The 23,361-nt window shown below is 61.4% G+C and carries 19 protein-coding genes; 7 read left to right on the top strand and 12 right to left on the bottom strand.

The features are described 5' to 3' along the window. Positions 1-230: 230 nt before the first annotated feature. Complete coding sequence (gene kdsA, locus HPO_RS01415) at positions 231-1,082, top strand: 3-deoxy-8-phosphooctulonate synthase (protein WP_035593502.1); 852 nt, start codon at positions 231-233, stop codon at positions 1,080-1,082. A gap of 16 nt (positions 1,083-1,098) precedes the next feature. After that, positions 1,099-2,109 (top strand): glycosyltransferase family 2 protein, encoded by a 1,011-nt coding sequence (locus HPO_RS01410; RefSeq protein WP_035593500.1) that lies wholly within the window; start codon positions 1,099-1,101, stop codon positions 2,107-2,109. Here the strand turns inward: HPO_RS01410 and rfbA are convergent. From rfbA to HPO_RS01390, 4 genes are all read right to left on the bottom strand, one after another. Continuing rightward, on the bottom strand, positions 2,103-2,972 hold the full coding sequence (gene rfbA / locus HPO_RS01405) for a glucose-1-phosphate thymidylyltransferase RfbA (RefSeq protein WP_035593497.1): 870 nt from the start codon (positions 2,970-2,972) through the stop codon (positions 2,103-2,105). The genes HPO_RS01410 and rfbA overlap by 7 nt on opposite strands. After that, positions 2,969-3,874 (bottom strand): dTDP-4-dehydrorhamnose reductase, encoded by a 906-nt coding sequence (rfbD, locus tag HPO_RS01400; RefSeq protein WP_035593495.1) that lies wholly within the window; start codon positions 3,872-3,874, stop codon positions 2,969-2,971. The genes rfbA and rfbD overlap by 4 nt, the downstream gene beginning before the upstream one ends. A 32-nt stretch (positions 3,875-3,906) precedes the next feature. Beyond that, positions 3,907-4,968: a dTDP-glucose 4,6-dehydratase gene (rfbB, locus tag HPO_RS01395; RefSeq protein ID WP_035593493.1), complete on the bottom strand. Its 1,062-nt coding sequence runs from the start codon at positions 4,966-4,968 to the stop codon at positions 3,907-3,909. Positions 4,969-5,163: 195 nt separating this feature from the next. Beyond that, positions 5,164-6,636, bottom strand: coding sequence for a hypothetical protein (locus tag HPO_RS01390; protein WP_157532601.1), 1,473 nt, complete (start codon positions 6,634-6,636; stop codon positions 5,164-5,166). A 41-nt stretch (positions 6,637-6,677) separates the two neighbouring features. Between HPO_RS01390 and HPO_RS01385 the strand changes: the two genes are divergently transcribed. Genes HPO_RS01385 through HPO_RS01375 form a run of 3 tightly spaced genes read left to right on the top strand, consistent with a single transcriptional unit; the run spans position 6,678 to position 8,891 of the window. Continuing rightward, positions 6,678-7,064: a GtrA family protein gene (locus HPO_RS01385; RefSeq protein WP_051612153.1), complete on the top strand. Its 387-nt coding sequence runs from the start codon at positions 6,678-6,680 to the stop codon at positions 7,062-7,064. A 25-nt stretch (positions 7,065-7,089) separates the two neighbouring features. After that, complete coding sequence (locus HPO_RS01380; RefSeq protein ID WP_051612152.1) at positions 7,090-8,142, top strand: glycosyltransferase family 2 protein; 1,053 nt, start codon at positions 7,090-7,092, stop codon at positions 8,140-8,142. Further along, positions 8,133-8,891: a class I SAM-dependent methyltransferase gene (locus tag HPO_RS01375; RefSeq protein ID WP_035593489.1), complete on the top strand. Its 759-nt coding sequence runs from the start codon at positions 8,133-8,135 to the stop codon at positions 8,889-8,891. Before HPO_RS01380 ends, HPO_RS01375 begins: the two co-directional genes overlap by 10 nt. Positions 8,892-8,959: 68 nt before the next feature. Here the strand turns inward: HPO_RS01375 and HPO_RS19475 are convergent, their stop codons facing one another. The 5 genes from HPO_RS19475 to HPO_RS01350 form a co-directional block, all read right to left on the bottom strand. After that, positions 8,960-12,757: a glycosyltransferase gene (locus HPO_RS19475; protein ID WP_051612151.1), complete on the bottom strand. Its 3,798-nt coding sequence runs from the start codon at positions 12,755-12,757 to the stop codon at positions 8,960-8,962. 112 nt (positions 12,758-12,869) lie between these two features. Continuing rightward, on the bottom strand, positions 12,870-14,042 hold the full coding sequence (locus HPO_RS01365) for a glycosyltransferase family 61 protein (RefSeq protein WP_035593488.1): 1,173 nt from the start codon (positions 14,040-14,042) through the stop codon (positions 12,870-12,872). Between the two features lie 39 nt (positions 14,043-14,081). After that, positions 14,082-14,852 (bottom strand): ABC transporter ATP-binding protein, encoded by a 771-nt coding sequence (locus HPO_RS01360; protein WP_051612150.1) that lies wholly within the window; start codon positions 14,850-14,852, stop codon positions 14,082-14,084. An 11-nt stretch (positions 14,853-14,863) separates the two neighbouring features. Continuing rightward, on the bottom strand, positions 14,864-15,649 hold the full coding sequence (locus tag HPO_RS01355; RefSeq protein WP_157532599.1) for an ABC transporter permease: 786 nt from the start codon (positions 15,647-15,649) through the stop codon (positions 14,864-14,866). A 171-nt stretch (positions 15,650-15,820) separates the two neighbouring features. Further along, on the bottom strand, positions 15,821-16,462 hold the full coding sequence (locus tag HPO_RS01350) for a class I SAM-dependent methyltransferase (RefSeq protein WP_051612148.1): 642 nt from the start codon (positions 16,460-16,462) through the stop codon (positions 15,821-15,823). Positions 16,463-16,762: 300 nt separating this feature from the next. On the opposite strand from HPO_RS01350, the gene HPO_RS01345 reads away from it, so the two are divergent. Continuing rightward, the gene (locus HPO_RS01345; RefSeq protein ID WP_157532597.1) at positions 16,763-17,917 is read left to right on the top strand and encodes a hypothetical protein; all 1,155 of its coding nucleotides are present in this window, start codon (positions 16,763-16,765) and stop codon (positions 17,915-17,917) included. A 525-nt stretch (positions 17,918-18,442) separates the two neighbouring features. Beyond that, positions 18,443-19,594, top strand: a complete 1,152-nt coding sequence (locus HPO_RS21155; protein WP_084324091.1) for a glycosyltransferase — start codon at positions 18,443-18,445, stop codon at positions 19,592-19,594. Positions 19,595-19,795: 201 nt separating this feature from the next. On the opposite strand, the gene HPO_RS01335 is transcribed toward HPO_RS21155, so the two are convergent. Genes HPO_RS01335 through HPO_RS01325 form a run of 3 tightly spaced genes read right to left on the bottom strand, consistent with a single transcriptional unit; the run spans position 19,796 to position 23,304 of the window. Further along, complete coding sequence (locus tag HPO_RS01335) at positions 19,796-20,692, bottom strand: glycosyltransferase (RefSeq protein ID WP_051612145.1); 897 nt, start codon at positions 20,690-20,692, stop codon at positions 19,796-19,798. 39 nt (positions 20,693-20,731) lie between these two features. Further along, a complete protein-coding gene (locus tag HPO_RS01330) occupies positions 20,732-21,346 on the bottom strand; it encodes a PulJ/GspJ family protein (RefSeq protein ID WP_162173990.1) in 615 nt (204 codons plus the stop codon). 23 nt (positions 21,347-21,369) lie between these two features. Next, a complete protein-coding gene (locus HPO_RS01325; RefSeq protein ID WP_157532593.1) occupies positions 21,370-23,304 on the bottom strand; it encodes a hypothetical protein in 1,935 nt (644 codons plus the stop codon). Positions 23,305-23,361 lie beyond the last annotated feature (57 nt).

Below are 23,361 nucleotides of genomic sequence, written 5' to 3'. Positions count from 1 at the left end.
GCCGTTGGGTCTGTATCCTATGGTGTCTGGCTGGAGCAGCCTCCAGTCCGCGCCTAGAGATACAGGTTCGGCGCTGAAACGCGCCGCGATCTGACGGGCCCCACGGGGCTCACGGGAGCCGCCCTTCGACAGGGCGGCTTCTTTGTTTCTGCAGATGATGAAACAGGTTCGCGATCAGAGTGAATTTGCGCTAACTAGCCGCGTTACGAGGATTCCGGAGTACCCCGACCATGACAGCGCTGACCCACACACCTTCTGGCTGGACCATTGGCGGAAATGGCCCGCTGGCCGTAATGGCGGGTCTCAATGTTCTGGAAGACGAGGGATTGGCACTGGAAGTTGGTACGGAACTGAAACGCATCTGCGGCGGCCTGGGACTGCCCTATGTGTTCAAGGCAAGCTTCGACAAGGCAAACCGCTCCTCGATCAAGTCCTATCGCGGTCCCGGTCTCGAGGCGGGCCTCAGATACCTGGCCAGCGTCAAAGCGAAGCTGGGCGTGCCGGTCGTGACTGACCTGCATGAGCCTTTCCAGGCAGAGCCCGTGGCCGAAGTTGCCGACATCATCCAGCTGCCCGCCTTCCTTGTGCGCCAGACTGATCTGGTGATTGCCGTGGCAAAAGCCGCCGCCAAGGAGAAGGCCCTGATCCAAGCGAAGAAGGCCCAGTTCATGGCCCCCTGGGACGCCAAGAACATCCTGACCAAGATTGCCGAAGTGGCGCCGGAAACCGGCGTCATCCTGTGCGAGCGGGGGGTGAGCTTCGGCTACAACAACCTCGTCGTCGACATGCTCTCCATTCCGGAAATGAAAAAGCTTGGCTGCCCGGTCACCATCGACGCCACCCATGCCGTGCAGCTTCCCGGCGCGGACCCCCGCACCGCCGGCGCCTCCACCGGTGGCCGCCGGGATGGGGTATCCATCATCGCCAAATCAGCCGTGGCCGCAGGCGCTGATGGCGTTTTCCTGGAGTTCCATACCGATCCGGACAAGGCACTTTGTGATGGCCCCAGCTGCCTGCCGCTGTCGGCCGCCAGTGAGCTGCTGACCACCCTGAAACGAATTCATCAGGCACTGAACGGGTAGTGGTCGGCAGCCTGTGATGAGCCCCCCCAGAGTTTCCGTCGTCATCATCAACTATAATGGCGGCGCGTTCCTGCAGCAGGCGGTCGATTCCCTCAGCCGACAGACGGTGCGGGATTTCGAGCTGATCGTATTTGATAATGCGTCGACGGATGGATCTGCCGATACGCTTGACCTATCGGCCGTTCCCGCCGCGCGATTGGTGCGCAGCCCGGGGAACATCGGATTTGCTGGCGGGAACAACCGTGCCGCAGAGCTTGCCACCGGCAGGTGGCTCGCTCTGCTCAATCCCGACACCGTCGCCGAGCCCGACTGGCTGGAAAACCTGCTCGCGGCCGCCGACGCTCATCCTGATTGCCGCAACTTCGCCTCCGCTCAATTTGACCTGAACTCGGCCGATACACTCGATGGCGCGGGAGACGCCTATCTTGTCTTTGGTATTCCCTGGCAGGGCGGGTTCGGGCGGCCGGCAAGCGAACTTCCCGGCATGGGCTGGTGTTTCAGCGCGTGCGGCGCAGCGGCGATGTATGACCTGGCTCTGTTCCGCGATCTCGGTGGCTTTGACGAGCGCTTCTTCTGCTATTGCGAAGATGTTGATCTGGGATTTCGCCTGCAACTGGCCGGGCATGATTGCCTGTTCGTCAACACGGCTGTCGTGCATCATGCCGGCAGTGGAATAACCGGACGGACAAGCGCATTCTCCACCTATCACGGGACACGCAACAGGGTCTGGACCTATTTCAAGAACATGCCCGCCGGGATCCTTCTGGCGACCTTGCCGGGCCATGTCGCGCTGACGCTGTATATTGCGGCCAGAAACGTCTTTACCCCGCGTTTCAAGCCAATGTTGCGCGGCCTCAAGGACGGCGTTGCAGGCCTGCCGCAAATCCGCAGGCCATCTGCCTGGAAACTTCCCCGGCACAGGATGAAAACGCGCCACCTTCTTTCAAGGATGGCCTGGAATCCCTGGCTCATGAGCGCCCGGAAGGCGCATGTCCGTGATCTGACGAACAAGCCTGCCGATCAGTGATCGCTCACGAGCAGGTGACGCAGATAGTCGCCATATTCGTTCTTGTACCCGGCCGCGAGTTTTTCCACCTGCGCGTCGTCAATGAAGCCGCAGCGCCAGGCAACCTCTTCAGGACATGCAACCTTCAGCCCCTGGCGTTTTTCCAGTGTCTGGACGAATTGCGACGCCTGGATCAACCCGTCAAACGTGCCCGCATCAAGCCAGGCCGTGCCCCGCGGAAGGCGCTTCACATTAAGCTGCCCCTTCTGCAGATAGAAATCATTGATTGCGGTGATCTCAAGTTCTCCGCGGGCGGAGGGTTTCACCTCACGCGCGATGTCGACCACCTGGTTGTCATAAAAATAGAGGCCAGTGACTGCCCAGTTGCTCTTGGGCTTTGACGGCTTCTCTTCTATCGAGAGAGCCTTGCCCTCCCGGTCTATCTCGACCACGCCGAATTCGGTTGGGTTTGTCACCTGAAAAGCAAAGACTTCCGCGCCGGACTGAAGCTGGCCAGCCTCTTTCAGATCGCCGCGCAGGCCTGCCCCGTAGAACATGTTATCGCCCAGCGCCAGGGCACTTGAACCGCCGCGCACAAAGTCTGCGCCGATCAGAAATGCTTCAGCAAGGCCGCGCGCCTCTGCCTGCTCGGCATAGCTGAAATTCATGCCCCAGTCCTCACCCGAGCCGAGAAGGCGCTGATAGGCCGGCAGAGCCTCCGGCATTGAAATGATCAGCATGTCGCGTATCCCGGCCATCATCAACGTCGTGACCGGGTGGAAGATCATCGGCTTGTCATACACGGGCAGAAGCTGTTTCGAAACGCCGCGCGTAATCGGGTACAGACGTGTGCCCTTACCGCCGGCGAGAATAATCCCCTTCATGCGCTCCAACCTTTCGTTCTTACGAGTTCTTCGACGACGCTGCGGGTGCTTGACCGCCAATCCGGAAGCGCAACCCCATAGATCGCCGCCAGATGGCTGCAATCCAGCCGAGAGTTGGCAGGCCGCCGCGTCGGTGTTGGATACTCGGCAGTCGTGATCCGTTTTACTTGAGCCGAAGGTCCGCCTGCGGCAGAGCTCACGGCAAATATTTCTTCGGCAAACTCCGCCCAACTGGCTTCGCCGGCCCCCGTCATATGAAAGACGCCGGGAACAATTGCCTTCGGATTTTCAGCATACTGCAGCGCGATGGCCCACAAGGCGGCGGCAATATCGTTCGCGCTTGTCGGGTTTCCCCGCTGATCATGCACAACGGCCAGTTCATCACGGGTATCTGCAACACGCAGCATGGTCTTGGCAAAATTCTTGCCCCAAGGGCTGTAGACCCAGGCAGTGCGCAGGATCACCGCCTGAGGATTGCTTTGCGCAACGCGCTGTTCGCCTTCGAGCTTGGACCGGCCATACACTCCAAGCGGATTGACCGTATCGGTTTCAAGATACGGATCCGGCTTTTCGCCATTGAACACGTAATCCGTGGAGAGATGAAGGATAGGCGCGCCCCGGGCGGCGGCCGCCTGCGCCAGCACGCCGGCCGCTGCTGCATTGACGAGCCTGGCTTCATCCGGCTCGCTTTCTGCCTGATCGACGGCCGTGTATGCGGCGGCGTTGATCACCAGGTGAGGCGCGGTAGCCTCAACCACGCGCGCAATGCTGCCGGCATCCCGGATGTCGAGCTCCGGCCGGCCCAGGCAGACTGCTTGAATACGATCAGCGGGCGCCGAAGCGGCTAGCGCACGGGCAACCTGCCCGCCCCTGCCTGCCACGAGAACCTTTAATCTGGACATCTTGTACTCTTCAAACAGAATAGACTGCCTGATCAGGCATTTACTTTTTCTGCAAGTCCGAGGCGCTGCCCTGAATAGACAGTGTTCCGGAGGGGTCCCCACCAGGCTTCATTGTCCAGATACCAGGCGATCGTCTTGCGAAGCCCGGAATCGAAATTCTCCTGGGCCCGCCAGCCCAGTTCGCCCTCCAGCTTTGTCGCATCAATAGCATAGCGGTGATCATGACCGGGACGATCGGTAACAAATGTGATCAGATTGCGGCGAGGCTCTGCCACCGGGCGCAAACGGTCGAGTTCGTCGCAGATCGCTTCCACAACCTGCAGGTTGGTCCGCTCGTTCCGCCCACCAACATTATAGGTTTCCCCCGGGCGCCCCTTGGACGCGATCAAAGCGAGCGCGCGCGCATGGTCTTCCACAAACAGCCAGTCCCGAATGTTGTCACCCTTGCCGTAAACTGGCAGCGGTTTGCCTTCAAGAGCGTTCAGCGTGACCAGAGGAATGAGCTTTTCCGGAAAATGATAGGGCCCGTAATTGTTCGAACAATTCGACACGACAACCGGCAGACCATAAGTGCGATGCCAGGCTTTGGCCAGATGATCAGACGCTGCTTTCGAAGCTGAATATGGGGAGGACGGATCATAAGGGGTTTCTTCCGTGAACAACCCGTCGGCGCCGAGGGAGCCGTAAACTTCGTCGGTGGACACATGCAGGAAGCGGAAGGCGTCCTGCGCTGCCCGCTCTAGCGTGGCCCAATAGGCCCTGGCCGCTTCAAGCATGCTATAGCTGCCGACTACATTTGTCTGCACAAAGGCGCCGGGACCGGAGATCGAGCGATCGACATGACTTTCCGCAGCCAGGTGAAAAATCTGCTGGGGTTTTTCGCGCGCGATGATCTCCGTCATCACCGGCTGGTTGCAGATGTCCTCGACGATGAGGCGGACCCGCCCGGTTTTTTCTGCGGTCGAGAGGCTCTCGCGGGTGGCTGCATAGGTCATCTTGTCAATGACGACGACCTCGGCGCCGGCCTCGAGCGCCAGGTGACGTGTGAGAGCCGAACCAATAAAACCGGCTCCGCCCGTTACGATGGCTTTCAACAAACGCACGCTCCTGATCGGGCCGGGCAGCCCTGAGCGCCTGCCCGGATTTCCTGCAAAACCTCCTTGGACCAACACCGCGGCGAATTCAACCGGCAGAGGCGGTTGTCACCGCAGCAGGCAGGCCGTATCGCCCGTTACAATAGGGTAACCCCGCCCGGCGCGCCGCGCGTCCCGCTCCTTGCCGGTCACGGGTCAGGGCTGGACAGAAATCAGGAGATCGCCCCCCTCCGCCAGCGCGCACACTGACCCGTGCGCCGGATCACCGCATCTTCCCTGAGACGGCACGCGCTGTCTTACAGCCTCGCATCTTTCATGGGGCCAGAACTGGCACGGTACTATCATCGTGGCACCGAGTTCACGCAAAGGGGTCACCAGCCTGTCGGGCCCGACAAGGTCCTCCTGGAAATACTGGCGCCTCACGCCGGTTGGCAGCGTGCCCTGAACCCGTGCCCCGTACGCCCCTGCGTCGGGAATATCGATATAGACCCAGTCGAAGGTGCCCGCCCCGGCGGGCAGGACGGACCGGATATTCTCAATATGCGCCTGGGAAAATTCGGCATACCACCGGGTCGCCTGCAGGGCCTGCCATCCGGAAGGAAGGCCAATGAAGAGACCGAGGGCGGCAATGATCGCGGGGCGCGCTGCGCCCGCCGATAGCATAACAGGCAGCCATATCAGGCCGGCAGCCATCGGGAGAAGCGATCTGGACTGTACGAGTATGCCTGAGGGAATGACGATCAGGAAAGGCAGGACCATCACCAGAGCGGCGAGCGCCGCGCCGGCAAGATTGTTCAGCTCGATACGTCTTGCCCGCGCGAAACCGAGAACAGATATGAGCAATGCGCCTATCAGGGTGAGCACGCCGGCAGTGGGAAGCCAGAGGAAGACATTTGCCAGGAGCCCCAGTGAGCTGCGGCTAATATTGTCCAGGAGAGAAGACAGATCCTTTGCCGGCCGAGGCAGGCGCCAGGCGGACAGCTCGAGCCCAAAATGACCGAAGACGAATGCATTGATGCCTGCAGCGATAAGATAACCGGCAATCAAGCCCACGCCCCAGGCCACGCATTTGCCGATAATAGCGGCCGCTGCGCGGAAAGCCGGCGCGGGCGCGCCAGCCAGGAAAATGAGCGGGAGCATGAAATAGAAATAGGGAATGGTCGCAAAGAAAAGCGGGCCTGTCAGCGGCACAATCCACCATCCCCAGCGTCTGGCCGCCATCGCCGTCAGCATGAACAGCAGGCATCCTGGCAGAATCGACTCCGGCCAGGTGTTCTGCTCGTAGAAACCCGGAAACAGCAGGATTGTCACGCTGATAGAGGCTGCTGCCAGGCGCGGGAGACCGATCGCGCGCGCAATCGTCCACAGGCCGGCTCCAACACACAGAATGTTAAGGGTCCAGCATAGCCAGCCGGGCAGCGCCCTCAGGCCGTCATAGAGCAGATAGTTCAGCCATCTGCCCTCTTCCCGGACCTTCTGCAGCACGGCCGGCGCGTCGATGTAGTAGAAGGCATCATGCCGCCAATAGGCGGCCTGGATCGCAAAGAACCAGGTGACCAGAAGAAGGATGAGGCCGGCTGCCAGTATGGCGCCCGTTACCGAGTGCGACAGGAAGGCAAGGCGGGGCTTGGTCAGCGGGCTCAGTGTGGTAGAAGGCCGTTCATTCATCGCGAACTTCTTGGACGTAATCATAGGATGATGCTACGCTTATGCACGGTTTAACAGCTCCGGCAATCATCCGCTATGCGATCACGGGCGCCTGCGTCGCCCTGCTGTATGCTGGCCTCTATTTTCTCATGACCCGCCTGGCGCACTGGGATCGTGTTCCGGCCTCGGCCGTTGCCCTGGTCTGTGCCGTCTGCCTGCAATACTTCATGCATGCCGTGTTCACATTCAGGCGCACATGGAAGGACCAGCAGCAGGCAGCACGGTTCGTCATTACTGTGGGGACCGGGCTCTTCGTGTCCCACGGCGTGACGGCCTGGGCCGCGCCCGCACTCGGGATCCCTGAGGCGGCAAGCCTTGTGCTGATCATGCTGGTGCTTCCCTTGGTCAACCTCGTGATTTTTGGCCTTTGGGTGTTCGCGCGCCGCTGAGGCCGGCCGCAGACAGGGAATTTTTATGACACTTGATCAATCCACTGTCTCCCAGGATGCCCGGCCTATCGTCGGCGCCGGGCACACTGCGCTGTCTGTTGTAATTCCCTGCTTCAACGAAGAAGAAGGCCTTGGTGAACTTCTCGACCGGACCCGGGCAGCCGCCGCCGCGCGGTTCCCGGAGAGATTTGAAATCATCCTCATCGATGATGGGTCCACGGACAACAGCTGGGAGCGGATGCGCGCAGCAGCCAGGGCGGATGCACGCATCCGGTTGATCCGACTGTCCCGGAACCATGGGCACCAGCTTGCCCTCACTGCGGGTCTCAGCATCGCCTCGGGCGACCTTGTCTTCGTCATAGACGCTGACCTCCAGGACCCCCCGGAACTGCTGGCCGCAATGGTCGACAGGATGCAGGCCGACCAGGCTGATGTGGTATTTGGGGTGAGACGCCAGCGCGAGGGGGAAACATACTTCAAGAAGTTCTCAGCCTCTCTTTTCTACCGGCTCCTGTCGCGGCATTCAGAGATCGACCTGCCCTTAGATGCCGGAGATTTCCGTTTGATGACGGCCCGGGTGGCGCGCGCTCTGTGCGCGATGCCCGAACAGGAACGGTTCATCCGGGGCATGGTCTCCTGGCTGGGATTGAAACAGGTTCCCTTTGAATATGACCGGGAGCCCCGTTTTGCCGGACAGACCAAGTACCCTCTGAAGAAAATGCTTCGCCTGGCTGGCGACGCCTTCATGGGCTTTTCGATGATCCCGCTCCGGTTCGCCGCGCAATTTGCCGGGTTGATGTTTGCCATACTCCTGGGCGTGACGGGTTATGCCCTTTTCAGTTGGATCGCGTTCGATACCGTATCGGGATGGACGAGCCTGATGGTGCTCGTTGCCTTCACCAGCGCCGTGCAATTCCTGCTGCTCGCGGTCATCGGCGAATATATCGGCAGGACTTATCTGGGCCAGAAGCGCCGGCCCCTTTTCGTGGTGGACGAAGTTGTTGGAGTGGATCCCGTCCATGTCGACAGGGTCCGCCAGGCTCGCTCAGGCTTATCAGACGGAGGACTATGGCTTTGACCCATTTTTACGACAATGCCTTTTATGACTATATCGAGCAGGGGTCCCGCGCGTCCGCCCGTGCGGTGATCACGCGCCTGGCATCTGGCATGGAGATCGCGAGCGTTCTGGATGTGGGGTGCGGGCGCGGGGCCTGGCTGAGTGAATGGCAGCAGGCCGGGTTTGAAGATGTGGTGGGTGTAGACGGAGATTATGTCGAGCGCGCATCGCTCCACATCGCGCCGCAGAAATTCCACGCCCGCAACCTCGAGCAGCCGTTCGATCTTGGCCGCAGGTTCGATCTCGTGCAATGCCTCGAGGTCGCAGAGCACCTGCCGGAAACGGCCGCTGCCGGGTTAGTGACCTCCCTCGCCCGCCACGGGGATGTCATCCTCTTTTCGGCAGCGGTTCCTGGCCAGGGCGGCGAACACCATATCAACGAGCAGCCCCTTGGCTACTGGCGCGAGCGCTTCGAGGATCTCGGCTACAGCGTCTTCGACTTTGTGCGGCCAGGACTGAAGGACAGGCGCGAAGTCATGAACTGGTACAGGTTCAATACGCTGCTTTACGCCAATGAAGCCGGCCAGGCACGCCTCTCCCGCGTGATCCTTGACCAGAGGATCCCGCCGGGCTCTGCAATCCCCGACCGGGAGACGCTGGGTTGGAAGTTCCGCCGCCTGTTAGTGAGGCCGCTCCCCAGAAAATTCATTGACACGATCGCGTCAGCGCGCGCGCGGCGGCTCGCAGACCGGGCGCGCAAGCAGGGCTGAAGACCCATTCGTGTCCCAGGGACCTGCCGTCATGCCAGGCAGGGCGGGGTCCTTTGCAAACGCCTCCCTCAGGTCACCCCCCCCAAGGCCAGGATCTCCCCAATCCTTTCCCTGGCCCGCGCCCGCGAGTAGTGCCGCTCAACGAAATCGAGCCCTCCGCGGGACAGCCGTTGCCAGTGGGCATCGTCCTCAAGCAGCCTCAGTACGGCATCGGCCATGGCGGCCGGACTCTCGGCAATTTCAGCATCGACACCGCTGGTAAGCCCCATGCCTTCAGCCCCGATGGGCGTTGTCACTACAGGAAGCCCGGCCGCAAGGCTGCTGACGACCTTGCCTTTGACCCCGGCCCCATAGCGCAGGGGGGCAATACTCAGCCGGGCCCGGTCGAGATAGGGCTGGAGATCAGGCACCCAGCCGAGCACGTCTATGCGCGGGTCCTGCCCCAGGGCTTCAACCGCTGCAGGTGCATTCGGGCCGATGATCGTCAGCCGGGCATCTGGTTTGCGGTCAATGATGAGAGGCCAGACGTCCCCTGCAAACCAGAGCACCGCATCCGCATTGGGAGGGTGGTTGAAGCCGCCCACGAACGTGATCCCGCTGCGCGGCTCCGGGCCGGGCAGCACGCCGGCCGGCTCGGCAATCCAGGGAAAGACATAAACCTCTGAACCCGGAACGAGTTCCTTGAGGATCTCCTTTTCCTGTTCGGAATGCACGATCGTAACGTCCGATTTTCGGACTGCGTCAACCTCGTCCTTGCGGGTCTGTTCGCTGCGTCGCAGGAGCCCGGTATCTCCCTTAAGCTCTGCCTCCCGCCGTTCGCGCAAATGGTGCAGGTCAGCGACATGGTAGAAGACGGGCTTGCCGGGCAGCTTGCGGCGGATGAGATCAAGATGTTTCCGGGTCGAGGTCACCCGGAAAATCAGGACCGCATCGAACTCATCGCCGCGCTTGTTGAGGAGATCTTCCATATCCGCATAAAATGGCCAATAGAGCGCTTCAATACCGGCCTGCTGGAGGGCAAGGGTCTGGGGCGGCAGGTAGGCAAAGTTGTCTTCCGGTACGAAGCTGACGCGCCAGCCCTCCTGCTGGAAGCCACGCATCATCTCGAAAGTGATCAGGGATCCCGCGTCGCGGTCAGGGGTCGGGGTGACCGTATCGATGACCAGCAGGCGCCTGCGCACGCTGCGCTCGCGTTCCAGTTCGGGGTGCTGCCCGTTCGGGCGGTGAGCCGCAAGCACCTTCTGCCAGCGCGCATGGAAACGCTCGCCATTTGTTACCTGGTACTTCTTGATGCCTGTTCCGGTATCGGTTCCCGAACTGATGCCTTCGAAATGCACGAGCCGGGAGAGCGGCTGGACCACGACCCTCTTGCCCGCTTCACGTATACGGAAGGCAAGATCGGTGTCCTCATAATAGGCATTCTCGTAAGTCTGTGCGTCAAACCCGCCCAGCGCTTCCCAGTCCGCCCGGCGCACGCCGATCGATGCCCCCGAGCAGTAATCACAGTCCCGCATGAAACTCAGATAGGGCTCCATCGGGTTCTGGCCGCGCCCGTAATTCCACGCCGAACCGTCCTGCCAGACGATGCCCCCGACCTCCTGGACCCTTGCGTCCGGAAAGATCAGCTTGGAGCCGACCAGACCAATATCGGGATTGGCCTCCAGCGTATCGACAAGTCCGTCGAGCCAGCCGGGAAGGACGATCGTGTCATTGTTCAGGAGCACGATATGGCGCCCGCGGGCGTGGGAGGCGGCCTCATTGCAATTCCTGAGGAAGCCGAGATTCTGCGGATTGTGAATGACCCGGACACGGGGCAGCGTAGCATTGTCGAGCCAGCGCGTCTGGTCGTGTGAGCCGTCATCGGCAATGATGATTTCGAAAGTGTAGCGGGACGGCCAGCGGTAGACAGAGGCGATCACCGAGAGGGTAAAGGGGAGCTGGTTGTACACCGGCACGATAATGGTCACATCCGGCACAGCCAGGACCGGCCCCAGGCGCCCGCCAAGCTGCGCGCAGCGGGAAATCCAGTCCCGGGCCTGTCCGTCGGACAGCTGGGCGGGCTCCTGGCGCCGGGCCTCAGCCTGGAACGGAAGGGGAAAGGCGGCGCAGTGGTCAAGCCATTCCTCATGGAAGGCCTGCCCGGGGGCTACCTCGGCGAGCAGCCTTGCAACGGGTTGCGGATCGAACGGGGCGTAAGCATAGCCTGCCCCGGCCGCAGTTTGCGAACTGGCCGGAATGCTCTCCCCGGAACGGCGCTCCGGCGCTGTCCCGTACACAGATTGCGGCGATGCTGAGCGCTGCGCTTCCAGCCGACGCCTGTCCCGCCGCGCCGCGATGCGGGCGCCGAGCTGCAAGGTCAGCGTCCACCAGATGACTTTGAGCGCAAGGCGCGCCGCCCTGATCATGCCTGGCGCCATCTGGCCGAGGCGGCGGACCGGCGCGGCAAGCTTCCAGGTCGTGCTGGTGCGGAGAGCGTGGGCCTCTGCCAGCGCGGCGCCCAAGGCCCGGTGACGCTCAAGGGAGACAACCTGTTCCCGTTTGAGGTCCCGTTCGAGATCGGTAATCACCTGCAAGGCATGCGCCCGCTCGGCAGCCAGCGCTGAAGCCTCAGCTGCCTGGTCACGGGCCATGTCTGCGCGGTACTGCTCGTGGACTGACTCGGCCGCTGACAGCCGCTCCCGCATTTCGGCGCGGAGCGCTTCAATCCGCGCCCTGCCGCGCGTTTCCGCCTCCTCAAGTTCGGAGACGAGCCCCTCGCGCTCGGCCTCGAACCTCTTTTTCTCCTCTCGCCGCTCCGCCTCAAGAAGAGCTGCTCTTTCGCGCGCGTCAGAAAGCTCGCTCAGCGCCGCCTCGGCGGCCGCCTGTTGCTGGGCGACCTGCCGGGCAAGGCCTTCCAGTTCGCGGCCCTGAACCTCTTGCCGGAGCGTCATTCGGTCGATTTGCCGAAGCAGGGGCCGGGTGGCTCTAAACCCCTCAAGGATACCGGCCCATCTTGCCGGATCGCCAATAGCAGATGCCCCGGTTTCCGTGCGGGCAAACGCCACAAGGTCATCGTAGAGTTCCTCCACGAACCTCGCTGCCAGGCCTGAGCGGGTCAACTCGCGCCGGCCGATGACATTATGGCGCAAATCCCGGCTCACAAACCCGCTGGCGAAGGCGGAAACTTCCTCGCTCGTTTCGGGCGGCATCGGCAGATCAAGGATCGACGCCATCCGCGCCAGCTGGGCAACAGGATCTTCCAGGACAGCCGAATAGTCGACAAAGACGCGGCAGGCGCCCTCCGTGAGGCCGACCGCCTCAATCATGTGCCTTGCCCAGAGGGCCACGCCTTTTTCCATATCAAACCCGTTGCGCCGCTGGAGCGAGGCCGCCGCTTCCAGCGGGTTGCGCACAGGGATCACGAAGGCCGGCGTGATGCCCATGTCTTCCAGGACACATCGCCAGAAGGGAAACAGAATGGCCGTTCTCGGGTCTTTGAAGCCGAACACGGCGCCGGCGGCCATCTTGCGGGCGATCAGCGCGCCGGCCTGCTGGCGCAGATCTGAAAACTCCGGCCCTTCAAGCGCCCCTTCATTTAACGGTTCCAGCGAATCCCAGCGCCGGCCCGCCCGGGCCAGCAGGGTCTCATTGAGCTCGACAATATCTGTATCTTCCCAGAAACCGGTATCATTCTCGCCCGCCACGGGGGGCATGAGCCGGTCCCCGAGCTCGACACCGAGCACCTTGAGAGCCCGCGTGATCATGCTGGATCCGGACCTGTGCATCGCCAGGACAAGGATGATGCGCTTGCCTGCCTCGTCAGCGCCATCAGGCCGGAGATGTCCATGCGCTGCTGTGTGCCGCTGCAAGCCGCCTTCTGCTGGCATTCTGGTGTGTCCTCTTCTGTGTCGGGCTGATGCGATGTCTAGGCCAATGGAGGGCGGATTGAAACCAGAGAGCGCGCATTTTGACACGCCGCCGGGAGAGAGGAACGGCGCCCTAGCGCACCGCTTCCAAGGCGTCGACCATGAGGTTGAGTTCGGCAATATCTGCGGTCATCCCCCCTGGCCCGGGCAGACACTCCATGAACGCAACCTGGTGTCCCATGGCTTCTGTGAACGCGAAATGCCAGTAGTTCCGGCGCTCGGGAAGCCCGATCACACCCAGCCCCGCCCCGGCTTCAGCGTGGAGGATATTGTGGAGCGCCGATCCGTCCTGGCCAATGATCAGCCGCGCCCGTGCGAAGAGTTCGGCCTGTTCTGCCAGTGAAAGGCTCTGGGGATGGACTGTCAGAAAGCCGCGCGCCGTCAGGGCGGCCTCGACTGCCTCCTCATTGGCGATCGGACGCTGGACCGCCCAGTTCCGGCGGGAGACATAGAGCCGCTCGCCCCGCAGCCCGGACGCCTTGCGGGGCGACGCGGCCCGGAAGGCCTGCCAGGCATCCCGGCAGGTCTGCATATGCACCACATATCCATTCTTCGGAATGGAGGGGGTAAGGGTAGACACCAGGCGGTAGACCTTGTTTTCTTCGAGCGTGGTGACCCGGGGGGGCGGATATCCCATGACCTCGAAGAATTCACGCGCCCAAGGCGGGGAAAAGGGGGTCAGCATGCCAGCCCGCGTCCCGATCGCCGCCTCGAAAAACTCCGAAGCGAGATGCATCCGGGGCACCGCGTCCAGCAGCCAGTGCCCGTATATGTCCTGTCCCGGCATGCCGAGCAGGCAGGACCATTCCTCCAAAGCGCCCGCCCGGACCGGCCCAGGCCCTTCAAACCGCAGCCGCCGGCCGTCGGACGACCAGACCGCTCCGAGCGCGCTTTCGGTATGCCATCTGACATAGTCGGGCGAGCCGCCAAGCCCCTGGCCGATGATGGCGATCCCGGACTCCGGATTGAACAGGAAGCCGTTGCGTCCGGCCAGACACCACCCCTCCAGGTCCAGGGTGGACGGGCCGGAACGGGGCACGCTGGTCCAGACCGCGGCGATCTCTTCGCGGATCTGGGCCGATACCGGGCTGAAAACGCGGACATTGTCGAAGTTGACGGGAAGCGTGTCTTCCGGCGCCGTGGAAACCTCCATCCGACGCCAGGCCTGGGCTTCGCGCAGCGGACGCCCTGCCAGGCCGGCAGCGCGCAATCCTTCAAATGAAAAAACTTCCAGGTCATAGAGCAAGCAGGGGGGTCCTCCGTTTCAGGGCACATGCAGCCGGCGCTATTCGGCAGCGGCTACCTGACCCGGGGCGGCCGCAGACATGTGATGGCGGTACGCGTCGCATACCTCCGCCGGGTCTCCGGTCATCCGGACACGTCCGCCATCAATCCAGGCGACCCGGGTTGAGACCCGTTCGATGAGTTCAAGCGAATGGCTGGCAAGGACCAGCGTTCTGGACCGTGACAGGAATTCTGTGAGGCGCCGCTGGGCGCGCTCGGTAAAATCGATGTCACCGGCCCCCAACCATTCATCCAGCACCAGGACATCTGCCGGGATCGACGTGCACAGGGCAAAGACCAGACGCGCCTTCATGCCTTCCGAATAAGTCTTGTAAGGCAAGTCGATGAATTCCCCGAGACCGGTGAAATCCGGGATTTCATCGCGGGCGGCAAGGACTTCCGCTTTCGTTGCCCCCAGGAGGCGCAGCGGCAGCTCTATATTCTGCCGTCCGGTCAGTTCCGGATGGATACCGATGCCGCGCTCGATCACCGGGATCACCCGGCCTTTTGTCTTCACCTGCCCGCTGCTCGGCGCGATCAGCCCGCCGATCAGGCGCAGGAGCGTCGACTTGCCTGCGCCATTCCGGCCGACCAGCCCGAGGCGTTCCCCGTCACCGATCGTGAGGCTGATATCGGAAAGCGCCCTGACATAGGCTGGCCCCTGTTTCCCCCCGACGCCAATCCGGGAGAGCAGCGACACCTTAAGCGAACGGGAGGATGTGTCGAACACCGGATAGCGCACACTGGCATTGTCGATGATGATGCTCGGCATGAAAGCCTTTCTCAGATCCAGAAATACAGCTTGCCGCGCGAGGAGACGAGGGACACCCAGGCAAGTGCGGCAAGCAGGCAGAGGCATCCTGCGGCCACCGCCCAGTTGAGCCCGCTCGCCGGGGTCCCGTCAATCAGCGGCGACCGCACCAATTCTACCAAATGATAAAAGGGATTGCCCAGCACGAAGATCGCGCGCTCGGGCAGCTGGTCAGCCTTCCAGATGATCGGGGTTAGGAAAAACATGAACGCCAGCCCGTTCTGAATGATCAGCGCGAGGTCCCGGTAAAGCGCGCAGACCGGGCCAAGGGCGATGGCGGCCAGGAAACCCATTACGGTCAGCACCGGAATGGCAAGGACCGCCAGCAGGGCCGTCCAGGTGAAGGTGGTTCCGAAGAAAATCAGAATGGCGCCGAAGACAACAATGTTGTGCATGAGCACAATGAGGTTGCGCAGGGCGATCCGCGCCGCAAGCACCGGGATCGGGATAGGCAGAGATTTCACCAGTCCTTCGGCTTCGACGATGTAGGTACTTGCCTCCCCCAGCAGGAAAGCAATGAAGTTCCAGACGAGTACGCCTGCCGTGATGTAACCGAGGAACTCCTTGAAAGGGAGGTTGAAGATCTGTGAATAGAGGAAAGCCGCTGCCAGGATCGTGATCGACTGGCTGATACTGATCCAGAAGGGACCAATGAGGGATCTCTTATAGCGCAGATAGACATCCTGCCAGGCAAGCAGCGTCCAGACGCGCCAGCGGGAGAACACCGCTTCAAGATCCTGCAGGGCAACCGTCATCATGAATTCCACACTCTACTTCGCGCCTGAACGGCCGATGGCAACCTGCAGACAACCGAGGGATAAGAAACACCTTCTCAAGGCCTGCTCCATCAGGGCTGGTAAAGGCATGGCCTCCGCCGCCCCTTATTCACCAAGCAGAGGGCCCGGACAACCCGGATACTCAGCGCAAGATCACATCGCGCAGATACGGGCTGTGATCTCGTCCAGCGGGAGGACTGGCAGCGTCAGCGAGCGAAACTGGTCAAGCGTACAAGCCTCGATTGCGCTGCGCGTGCCCAGCCAGGGCGCTGTTGCCCGGTGGCCGGGCCAGACGACCACTACCCCCATGCTCCCTTCGACAAAGGCAATTTCGTGGGACGTGAAATCGTGGATATATATAACCGTTTTGTAGACATCCCCCATCCAGTTGCGATCGGCATCCCCCCTGGCAATCTTGCGCCGGACACACTCGGCGTGATCGGGCAAGGCGGCGAGGTCATCGGACGGGTAGCAGTCGTCGACGATCACGATACCGCGGGGCGTACGGCGGGCCCATGCGTTTTCGAAGTCACGCAGGGATTGTTCAAACGTGTGCAAACCGTCAACGAAGGTGCAGTCGAAGCTGCGGTGATCGCGCGCAAAGAACGCGTCGCTTGTTATGGAATGGGCTTCGCCGCCGAGGGTCGCGGTATCGGTCTTGAAATCAGGATCCACTGCCACCTTGGACGCAACTTCGACCTGCCGGAAGGTGACGCCCGCTTCGACCCCTATCTCCAGATAGCTTTGATATTTCATTTTTGAGGCGAGCGTATTGATGATATCTGGGCGTTGCATGTCAGAGCCTCGCAAAAGGATTGCCGCATTGGGAGCGCGGGCTCGCTGGTTCGAGCGCTGGCTTATCTGTATTCCGCGTCCATACGAACCTCTTTACGACCCATAAATCAACCCGCTACCTGACCAGCCCCCGACTCGAGGCACTGTGCTGCCAGAAGCAGGCCCGCTCCAGTAGAATCGATACACCAAAGCATGCGACCGCTCCCCTCCCGTCCTCTTGCCGCCTTCACCATATGCGCGCGAAACTACCTAGCTTACGCCCTGACCTTGCGCAGCAGCCTCAAGGCGGTCGCGCCGCACGTGCCCTTTTTCATCTTCCTGGCTGATGAGGGACTTCCCGATACGGGGGAACATGCCGTGGCAGATGAAATCCGGGACCGCACGATCACTCTTGAGGCGCTTGCCCTGCCCGATGCCCGGGACATGGCCTTCCGGTATACCGTACTTGAACTAGCAACCGCCATTAAGCCCTTCTGCTTCAAACATGTCTTTGACAGGCTCGGTTTTGACAGGGCGGTCTATTTCGATCCCGACATCAGGATGTTTGCCTGGCCCGGGGAGGTGGACGCCGCGCTTGACGAAGGCGCAGCCTGCGCCCTCACGCCTCATATCTGCACGCCCTATACCGACAACGCCCGGCCCGGGATAGCCGACCTTCTGCAGTCAGGCACCTTCAATCTCGGATTTGCAGCCTTTGCGAACGTTCCCGAGGCACGCCGCTTCCTCGACTGGTGGGGGGAACGTCTTGTAACCGGCTGCCTTGTCGACCTTGCGCAGGGCCTTTTCGTGGACCAGCGCTATGTCGATCTTGCGCCCTCCTTCATGGCGTCGCTGCGCATCCTTCGCTCGAAGGGCCTCAATGTCGCCTACTGGAACCTGCATGAACGCCCCGTCACCTGCACGCAGGGGCAGTGGCGGGCGGCGGGCGAGCCCCTCAGCTTCTTTCATTTTTCTGGGGTGGTCCCCGGTAACCCGGCCGTGTTTTCAAAGCACCAGGACCGGTTTGACATAAACAGCGCCGGCGAGGCTGGCGCCCTTGTCTCGCTCTATCTTGAAGAGCTGTCGGCCCATGGGCATGAAACCTGGTCGAAAGTCCCCTATGGATTCGCCCGGTACAGGGACGGCTCGCCCATCCCGCCCCCCGCGCGGCGGCGCCCCTTCCGCCCCGGATCAGATCCCTTTGCCGCTTACGACCATGCCTATTGGGAGGCGCCGAGCGACCGGATAGATCCTTGCGGGGCCCGCCGGTTCACACGCATGATGGAAGCCATCCATTCGGGCCGGCCAGACCTCCAGGCAGCGTTTCCCCTGGCGACGCGCAGAGGGCGGGCTGCCTTCCTGGACTGGTTCGATGCGCACGGGGCCCGCGAGTTAAACCTCCCCGCCGCGCGAAGCTCCCTCTGGGCGAGGTTGCGGCTTGCGGCCCGCCGCCGCGTGCCGGGTCTGCGCCCCTGAGGCAGAGCAGCAGGCGGCCTGATCACGCGGTTGCCCCTCATCCTGACCATCCTCCCGTCCGTCACCGGCCGGCGGGCACCTGCCCCTCCCCGGCCACCCGTCTACCGGGGCTGCAGAGGCGGCTTGCTTTGTTGCGGATCTTTTGCTGGATCTGATGGATTTCGCATGTCGGCGGCAGAGGAGAACACCTTAAGCCTCAGAAGATCCAAGTCAGCAGGAGCGTGTGTTCATCATCCGCCTCTGTCATCACCTAGCACATTCGCGGTCCAATGCTTGATGTCGTTGACCCGCCGAATTCCTGTGGCCCCCTGTTCGGGCGGGTGGGCAATCGGGAACCGCAAAAATCTCGCATTCCGATCAATTTTCTAAGCGATTTGCCACTAGAAGGGGCCGTGCCGCACTTGGTCCAAGGAGCAATCATGGAACTTCCCACCCTTCGCCTTTCTATGCCATTCTGTGCTGCTAATAGACTGCACACAAACGTCTGCCCCTGTGCGTCAGTTCAAGAAACGGGTATTGGCTTTTATGCATTGGAAGTCAGAACTGCGAAGGGCCGTCTTGCCGAGGCCTAGCTCGGCCAGTTTGCGCCGTAGCGGCGCATCCCGTCCGCTCGTAGTTGCCGGCATGTTCAAGACCGGAAACGGTATCGGGCGCGCAGCGCGGTATTGCTATGAAGCGCTTGCCGCGCAGGGTCTCAGGCCCGTTGCCACGGATACAAGTCTGCTGCTCGATCAGGCCGTGACTCTCGCTTCAGTCCCGCTAGCCCAGCTCCCTCTCGCTCGTCACGGGACGCTGATACTTTTCGCCAACCCTCCAGAAATCGAGAGGTGCCTTTTTGCACTCGGTCTCCGGCGCTGGCATGACTGGCGCATCATCGGCGCGTGGGCTTGGGAAACGCCAACCGCACCGGCATCCTGGAAGCGTCAGACTGCTTATGTTTCGGAAATCTGGTCTCCCAGCAGGTTCTGTTCGAAAGCCTTTTCTGCAGCGTATGACCGGCCTGTTATCACCGTGCCTCACTGGGTTCCCCAACGCCGGCAAGCGGGTTACAGGGGCACGTCAGGAAACTCCGCTCTGAGCATACTCACCGTGGCGGATGCGCACTCGTCGCTAGAGCGCAAGAACCCCCTCGCGGCAGTGAACATTTTTCGCTCCGCCTTCCCGCATGCGCCTAATATCCATTTTACCATAAAATGCCGGAACCTGTCTGCCTATCCCGAGTATGCAAGCCGCCTTCGGGACGCAATTGGCTCAGACTCAAGGATCAGCCTGATTGAAGGGACGCTGACAGATGAAGAGCATGAAGAGCTCATAATGGGCGCGGATATCCTCCTTTCACCCCACCGGTCCGAAGGGTTCGGCTTGAACCTTGCTGAAGCCATGTCGCTCGGGAAGTGCGTTGTGGCGACGGCCTGGTCAGGTAATCTTGAATATATGTCACAAGAGAACGCAGCCCTTATTCCTTGTGTCACCGTCCCGGTGCAAGATTCAACCGGCGTTTATCCGGCAATACCGGGCGACCGTTGGGCTCAGCCTGACATTCAGGAAGGCGCCCGACTGCTCAGAAGACTGGCGGCTTCCCCTCAGCTAAGACAGTCGCTGGGCAGCGCCGCACAAGCCTCCCTGCGCCGTACGCTCAGACCCGAGACCTATCTGCAGGCTCTCGGCTGGGAATAGTTCCTGGATAAGCAGACCCGGCTCCGGCCGGGTCCTGCATCGCGGATTTGTATGTATCGCTTCGGCTCTCTTAACAGCCGCTGGCGGCGTCACTTGCCCCCACCCCTGAGGCATGGCCGTCCTGGCTGGCGCCTCCGCTGTCCTGCGAGATCCGGGGCTAACAGCGATTGCGAAACAGGAGATCAGGCCTGACCTAAATTTCTATAAAATCTTTCTGAGACCGGCGCCCCCGAGGGAGCCGTAAAGCTTGAAAGAGCACATGACCTGCCGGTAACTCTCACCTCGGATTTGGGCATACTCGGCGGTAAAGCTTTCCCAGGGAGAAACTTTGGCATTTGTGGCCACACCACCATGTACCTGATGAAATGTGCCTTCCCCAAGGAGCATCACTACCCTGCTATCGGGGCAGGCACAGACCCTGTTCCAGAAATCATGATTGATCAGCCCCCCTCCCGGCGAAACAAACCTCTCATCATAACCGCCCAGCATATCGAAAAAATCCTTGGACAGAAAAACAGCGTTCGTTTCCGCCGGGAGAGAAAACCATCCGTTTAACGATGATCCTGCAAAGCTGGATATCTCGAACAGGCGATATGCGTCAGACTGCCAGTCGACCGAAGCGAGGAGGCGGTCTTCAGCCTCCTGATTGTAGCCTTCTGCAACAGATTCCATCTGAACTTTGGGGCCCAGATGAAAGCCGATGGTGCCGACCACGCTTGTTCCTGAGATCGCAAGCACCTCCCGGGCGCGCGCCAGCAGGCCGGGTGAGGCCATCCGCGCGCCGTCGATCAGGATACCAAGATTGGGGTATTTTGCATGAGCGACCCCCCAGCTTATGGCTCTGGCAGGTGACGCGTTCGGAACCGGGGTCGAAAGCAGCCTGACATTCGCTCCGAAACTGAGGCAGACTTCCGGATTTGCCGGTTCGGAGGAGCCATTGTCTACGACGATAATCTCGTAATCGTCTGCTCCGACATCTTTTTGGAGGCGCGGCGAAAGCGATTCCAGTGTCCGGGGAATTTCCCTCGCCATGTTATAGCAGACGATGACAATTGACAGTCGGAGGTCGCGGCAACGGACTCCTGAAGGGATGGACATTTCGTTTCTCTTCCTCCGCCGACCGGCAATCGCCCTAGCCTATTGAAATTCGCCAGCCAGATCCCTGACACGGACACCTAAGATATCAGTATTGCTGATGGCAATCTCAACACCCGCTGGCCCCCCGCTCTGCTCATCCCAGAGTGCCACCATCCGAGGCAAACCCTGATTGGCAAAGAACTGCTCCATTTGCGCAATTCCAGCCTGATCGGGCATCCCCAAAGGCCAGGATGTGTGCCAGAGCCCGTCCCCGCCGAGATAGCGGAACCCGACATCCTGAGGAATGTCCTCCACTGTCCAGACCCCCTCCTCGGTCACGATCTCCAAAACCTGCAGGTTTGATTCCATGCGCAGGGTTAGGCTGTAGGCTTGCAGGCGCTGGACTTGGTCGAAAAGGCTAAAGGCGCTGACCCCGCTCATCTGTGTCGCCGTGCCGGTAAACGCGTTTTCCTTGTCCTCAGGCCAAGTTGGGAGGGTTGCCGACACGACCGTTTCGACGAGCCGCCTTTGGGCAATGCGCTCGAAGGCATCTCGCGTAGAAGATCTCACGATATCTGCCTGCTGCATCTGCGAGAGGAGTGAGGAGAAAATGAGCATCGAGATGATAGCCATGATGGCAAGGCCAACCATCACTTCGATCAGGGAAAATCCCATCTGTTGTGTCCGGCTCGTTTCCATCAGGCACCCGCCAGGCCAGGCGAGAAACCGGGAAGAAGCTGCTGGCAGAGTGTAAGAAACTCCCGCTTCTGCGCATCCGGCCCGAAGCCGGCCAGGGCGCTGCGTGCGGCGCCTGCGCCAAGGGATGTGCGCAGTTCGGGGTCGCTGGCCAGAGTTTCCAGACACGCTCCCCACTCAGCGTTCGAGCCCGCCAAAAGACCATCCTCGCCTCGTCGGATAGCGTTCTGGAAGGGCAAAGTTGTGCTCGCGATAGTAGGCACTGAGACGATGCCTGCTTCGAAGAATTTGAGTTCGCTCTTGCAGGCACAGAAGCGGTTGCCCGGCTCAAGCGGAGCGAGATTCATATCGAACCGTGAGAGTATCCCAGGCAAGCTGAAGTAATCAACCAAGGGCAGAAAACTGACCCGGGCGCCGAGGTCCATCAAGGGACCGAGGGCTTGCGGGCCCACCGGGCCCACAATTTCGAGCCTGACGTCAGTGAACGTCCGCATCAACTGGGCTAGAGGACGTGCAATATGGGCAAAGTCATGGTCATGGGTCGGAGTCCCGCTGGCATACCCGATGACGATGCCTCTGCCCGCACCACGAGGCTCGAGCTGTTGGCCCTTCCTCAAATGATGATCCGACAAGCCGTTCTTCAGCACCGACACGCGGGGCTGGACGTTCAGCATTTCATCGTGCAGCGCCTGCGTCGTGGCCCAGCCATGGCTCGCCGCCTGGAGGGCGGCGCGGTAACCCCGGGCACGCATCTGCCATTCTTCGCGGACCTCGGGGGGCTTGTCTTCCAGAAACCGGAACACATCAGGCACCATGAGTTCAGGGTCGAAGACCAGATCATCGATATCAAAGACGAGCGGGACCCCTGAGCCCTGCGCTCGGCCGGCCAAGCGTTCGAACCAAACATCCATCTGCCTACGGAATACAATGATTAGGTCACAGGCTGAAGCGATATCTTCTGGAGACTGAAGGCGGGGATCGATGCGGAAAACCCCAGCAGGCTCGCCGATGAGCGCTGAAATCCTGTTTTCCACGCGGTAGATATGACCGCGGCTACCGGGCTCACCCGACAGGAACCCGATCACCGGGCCGCTGCGCGAACAACCAGAAGGACGCCGGGTAAAAGCACGGACCGTGCGAAGCTCGCCGCCCCCCACGGATGCGCCCTCACCCGGAGTGTCGGGCGCGTCCAGAGCGAGATCAAGCGCCTCGCGGGCGGCGTCGAAAACACTGGCAGAGGCCGTAAGGTCCCCTTCGGTAAGCAGCGTGTCAACAGAGCGCGCCATGGTCAGCCAACTGTCCGGGCCGCGGCACGAAACAGCTGCGTCGCCACGCCTTGCTGCGTCTTTCAGGTCGCTCACGGACGCTATGGCCCGCAGGTCTCTGAATGGCACGAAGGAGCGCGGCATGTCCCGGCTATGGCGCTCCAGATCCAAAAGGTACCGCAACCAAAGGAAGACAGCACTCGCCGGGGTGTCGATGGCTGCCGGGGCAAAACGCGGATCCCGGCGACGGCGATACAGCGACAGGGCCACCTCTCTTGCCGGACGCGTTGTCGCTGCCAGGCGGATAACCAGCCCTGCGCGCTGAGCAGCGCTCCGCCAAATGGGGAGAAGCCGGCAGAGGCGTGGATCCTTAATGGCAAAGTCCTGTCCGCCAGCGCGGGCCGCCAATCTTTCGAGAACCTCCCGCGCACTGTCGCCATGGGTCCGGACAAGGGTATCGATCGCCGCGTCGTTCAGAGGCCTGTCACTGCGCCAGTCTTGGCCAGCTGCCTGGAGGATGGAATTGTTCAGGGACACCACCTCGCGGGCTTCCCAGTAGCCTTCGGGATTATCTTCGGCGGGCGGCAGCAGGTCCCCGGGAAAAGCGAGTCCAGACTGCGCCAGTCGCTTCGCCAGGAAGGATGTGCCACTGCGATGCATGCCCGTCAGCAAGTGAAGGGTCTGGTCGCTGGCGGGCTTGCTGAATGAGTTCTCTGACACAGGTGAATA

It is taken from the genome of Hyphomonas polymorpha PS728 (assembly GCF_000685315.1).
Classification (GTDB): domain Bacteria; phylum Pseudomonadota; class Alphaproteobacteria; order Caulobacterales; family Hyphomonadaceae; genus Hyphomonas; species Hyphomonas polymorpha.
This window is presented reverse-complemented; position numbering and strand designations above follow the sequence as displayed.

Coding starts and splice junctions, on each gene's coding strand:
- HPO_RS01330 (WP_162173990.1), bottom strand. CDS start 21,346: ATGGGATTTTCCCTGATCGAAGTGATGGTTGGCCTTGCCATCATGGCT.
- HPO_RS01350 (WP_051612148.1), bottom strand. CDS start 16,462: ATGCAACGCCCAGATATCATCAATACGCTCGCCTCAAAAATGAAATAT.
- kdsA (WP_035593502.1), top strand. CDS start 231: ATGACAGCGCTGACCCACACACCTTCTGGCTGGACCATTGGCGGAAAT.
- HPO_RS01390 (WP_157532601.1), bottom strand. CDS start 6,636: ATGAATGAACGGCCTTCTACCACACTGAGCCCGCTGACCAAGCCCCGC.
- HPO_RS01380 (WP_051612152.1), top strand. CDS start 7,090: ATGACACTTGATCAATCCACTGTCTCCCAGGATGCCCGGCCTATCGTC.
- HPO_RS01385 (WP_051612153.1), top strand. CDS start 6,678: ATGCACGGTTTAACAGCTCCGGCAATCATCCGCTATGCGATCACGGGC.
- HPO_RS01375 (WP_035593489.1), top strand. CDS start 8,133: ATGGCTTTGACCCATTTTTACGACAATGCCTTTTATGACTATATCGAG.
- HPO_RS01355 (WP_157532599.1), bottom strand. CDS start 15,649: ATGATGACGGTTGCCCTGCAGGATCTTGAAGCGGTGTTCTCCCGCTGG.
- HPO_RS01360 (WP_051612150.1), bottom strand. CDS start 14,852: ATGCCGAGCATCATCATCGACAATGCCAGTGTGCGCTATCCGGTGTTC.
- HPO_RS21155 (WP_084324091.1), top strand. CDS start 18,443: ATGCATTGGAAGTCAGAACTGCGAAGGGCCGTCTTGCCGAGGCCTAGC.
- rfbD (WP_035593495.1), bottom strand. CDS start 3,874: ATGTCCAGATTAAAGGTTCTCGTGGCAGGCAGGGGCGGGCAGGTTGCC.
- HPO_RS01335 (WP_051612145.1), bottom strand. CDS start 20,692: ATGTCCATCCCTTCAGGAGTCCGTTGCCGCGACCTCCGACTGTCAATT.
- rfbA (WP_035593497.1), bottom strand. CDS start 2,972: ATGAAGGGGATTATTCTCGCCGGCGGTAAGGGCACACGTCTGTACCCG.
- HPO_RS19475 (WP_051612151.1), bottom strand. CDS start 12,757: ATGCCAGCAGAAGGCGGCTTGCAGCGGCACACAGCAGCGCATGGACAT.
- HPO_RS01410 (WP_035593500.1), top strand. CDS start 1,099: ATGAGCCCCCCCAGAGTTTCCGTCGTCATCATCAACTATAATGGCGGC.